The sequence below is a fragment of the Candidatus Ichthyocystis hellenicum genome, from assembly GCF_001460935.1.
Taxonomy (GTDB): domain Bacteria; phylum Pseudomonadota; class Gammaproteobacteria; order Burkholderiales; family 2013Ark19i; genus Ichthyocystis; species Ichthyocystis hellenicum.
Genome location: NZ_LN906597.1, coordinates 2,048,257 through 2,051,995, shown reverse-complemented (window position 1 = coordinate 2,051,995; position 3,739 = coordinate 2,048,257). Strand labels below are relative to the sequence as shown.

Below are 3,739 nucleotides of genomic sequence, written 5' to 3'. Positions count from 1 at the left end.
GAAGTTGAGACCACAACAGCAGAAGCACCCACAACCACGGAATTTATTGCAACAACAGAAGTTACTGCTGAGTCTACTAAAGGTGCAACTACGGAATCTACAACAACACTAGAACCTACTATCGCATCTACTGAAGGATCAACTACAGTAAAAGTTACTACTGCCTCTACGGAAATTGCTACTACAACTGCAGATGTTCCTACAACTACGGAATCTATTGCGACAACAAAAGCTGCAACTACAATATCAGGAATTACTAATGCATCCACAGAAGTTGAGACCACAACTGCAGAAGCACCCACAACTACAGAGTTTATTGCAACAACAGAAGTTACTGCTGAGTCTACTAAAGGGGTTGCTACAACAATAGAACCTACTATCGCACCTACTGAAGGAGCAACAACAGTAAAAGTTACTACTGCTCCTACAGAAGTTGCGACTACAACTGCAGATGTTCCTACATCTACGGAATCTATTGCTACAACAAAAGTTGCAACTACAACATTAGGAATTACTAGTGCATCCACGGAAGTTGAGACCACAACTGCAGAAGCACCCACAACTACAGAATTTATTGCAACAACAGAAGTTACTGCTGAATCTACTAAAGGTGTAACTACGGAATCTGCGACAATAATAGAACTTACTATTGCACCTACTGAAGGAGCAACTACAGTAAATGTTACTACTGCCTCTACGGAAGTTGCAACTACAACGGCAGACACAGAAGTTGCGACCACAACTGCAGAGGTATTTACATCTACGTGGACTACAACAACAGAAATTGCAACGACAGGGGCTGCTACTGTAACAGAAGATATTATTACAACAATATCAACGGTAGAAACTTCTACTTTTCTTGCCACACCAGTATCTGTAGATGATGGTATTTTATTGATGGGTTTACTTTTATTATTTTCTGTTATTACATTTATTATTGGTTTTGTTATAAGATCGTGTAAACGAAGAGGTAGTCTTCAATTTAGTGCAGAAGAGTATTTAGAACTCAAGGGTAATTTGATCTTAGATGGAGTGGGACGAGATTTACATCTTGAAAATTATGATATATCTGAAAGTGAGGAGGAAAGTAGTTTGTCTTTCCCAAGCCCACGGCCCTTACCCTGCCGTTCTCTTTCTTTCAGTGCGGGAGATAATTCGAGAATAGTAGTTCTACCACTGCGTAGGCGTTTATTAATTAACAAATGATTATTTTCAATACTTAGATACTACCGTCAACAACCACAGCAGCTACAACATAATGTAACATTAAAATTAATCACCAAATTACCTCTTTTCATAGACTGAATATGTCAAAACAATACAAAATTACCTATAGACAGTAGCACACAACGATAATGATAAAAATTCCCCAGAAAAGCGAAGTTCATCCTATCAATAAAAACAGCAAATTACTAACCTCTAGTAATATATTTATTGTCTATAAAAACAAGTACTAAAGCTAATTAGCCGATATCAAAAAACATACTCTACACAACATTGGTATTGCTATTTAAGATTTATATAAATAGGAATATCATTAGTATAGTTAATAAATATTATTCATTTTTAATAGTTAAAATAACCCCCAAAAAATACTTCCATTAAAAAACTATGACACAACAAGTTGTAACATTTATTTATGGCCTTGATTAGATAGATTTAAAACACAAAAAATTTTATTACTTATTACTATAAAATATCCCCATCACTACGCCGTCAATATGAACAAAATTTTATACTAACAAATCTTACTAAGTAAGAACTTGGTGGCAACAATGAAGTTGTCGTAAATTTTACTCATAAAATATATCTGAATCTGAACCTCCCAAAACAAATTTGGCAGAAAAGTGCCATCATAGCTACGGCGTTAGATATTCATATTTTCTATTTCTAATGCTTTGGTATAAAAACATGGCAATTTATACTACCCGTGTAAGCGTACATTATAATCCAGCAATAGCACTTTGTTAAAAAATAAATAATGAATAGCAAAATAATTCTAGTATCGTTAGTAAATAATTTACATGTAAATTAAAAATTATATGAAAGAAAGTGCAATTTTTTACTTACAATATCACGTACAAGGACTAACATACAGATATGTGGGTTACTGCAAAATATGCTTAAACTCACTGAACTAGTTGTCTTTATTTTATAATTTTTTGTTTAATAGTTCAAAAACTGTTTTTTAAGGTTACTGGCAAGTATTTGTAAATAAAATAGCAGCAGAGGGGATGTGTTATGCAAAAAAGTGTTTCGTTTGGTGCAGGTTATAAAGATCCGTGCCATACATCTGATTGCGTCTATAGCGATGCTGATTGTGTACGAAGTGATAATAAATTCAGTGGTCTTAGAAGTGATTCTGGTGTTGGTATTATTAAAAATACTGGTTCTGTTGTATCTAATTCTAGCAAATCGGAAAGTTTTATTCGTTCCCTTGCAATAGTAATGCTACTTGTTGCTATTGCTTTCGCAGTATTTACAATTATGGTATACAGCAATACTATCCAAATCCATGGAATATCTGGAGAGTTATTACATACCATTATTCGTAGCGTTGGGTTTGGATTGTGTATAGTTTCCATAGTCGTCTCATCTTTTGCTCTGTACTCAGGATATAGAAGTAGGGTAAGGGAAGAAACACTCAGGACATAGATATATAGGTTAAGAAAGGAGAAACAAAACTTAATTTCACTAGAAAAAGGAACATGAAGTGCAAATATGTGCGTTAGATTTAGGCAGTAACGAAATGAATGAATGTTCATGTTTTGTTACAGGAGAGAACGTTGTGGTTAGTACTGAATCTGGTTACTTGTAGTACCAACAGCACGTGTTCCAGCAGTAATTTTAACCTCTAATTTACCCAGTTGCACTTAATCTATCTTATTGAGCAGAAAAAATTATTTGTAGCATTATCCCGTACTAAACATGGCTGCACATCATACACACAATAAAGAATACAAACCAGCATGATATATCAAAAAACGGAACGTATCATCGCTGTCGGACTTGAAGATGTGCTGCATCTACACTTTGCAACTTCACTATTCGTTGAACTATAATCAGGTTGTAGGAGTAGCCACTTGTAACCCTTTTTCTTTTTTCCCCCTTGCATACACAAGGTTGATGGTTGTGAGACGTATGAATAGCAGGGGAACAGGTATGTGATTAACGTTCATTGTATAATCTTGATTACCTTGTTTTCACATCCCCCTAGAAAATTAGTTCATTAAAATCATGCGGCATAAAATAAACGGCACCAGCTAAAATTGTTCAATAATCCATTCCAGACAAACATAATGATAATGGCGCCGCTGTAATAAAATATAAGCACATAAACTATAAACTACATTGCCAATTACAAAATAATACTATTAACAAAGTTAATTTTTTAACTAAAAATAAAAATCTTGTAAGAAAAAAAGCACAATTTTTTGCTTACAAGATCAATGATAAGGACTACCATAATAGAATAGCAACGACGAGAAAGATAATGAAAGCGCCGAGACAGGGTTTATGTGCCAATTTTTTTGGTTGTTAGTGGCAACCAGATCCATCATGGAACGGTAAAGGAATGCAAGATGGCAAAAATTACCTATAGCTCTGGTAGTAGCCCTGTTAATGGGGATTCCTGCAACAGTAACTGTAGCAACTCTACCAGCAATTCCGTCACTACTACTGCTACAATACATACTGTTAGGCAGCTACCTAAAGAATTTTCACGTTCTCTTACAGATAG

2 protein-coding genes are annotated in these 3,739 nt (G+C 34.7%); both read left to right on the top strand.

Annotated elements, in window-relative coordinates; translation table 11 throughout:
- Positions 1–1,206 (top strand): hypothetical protein (locus Arg41_RS08230; protein WP_242641423.1); only part of this gene is annotated, 1,206 nt, incomplete at its 5' end.
- Between the two features lie 1,035 nt (positions 1,207–2,241).
- A complete protein-coding gene (locus Arg41_RS07440) occupies positions 2,242–2,655 on the top strand; it encodes a hypothetical protein (RefSeq protein ID WP_092490711.1) in 414 nt (137 codons plus the stop codon).
- The last annotated feature ends 1,084 nt before the right edge of the window (positions 2,656–3,739 follow it).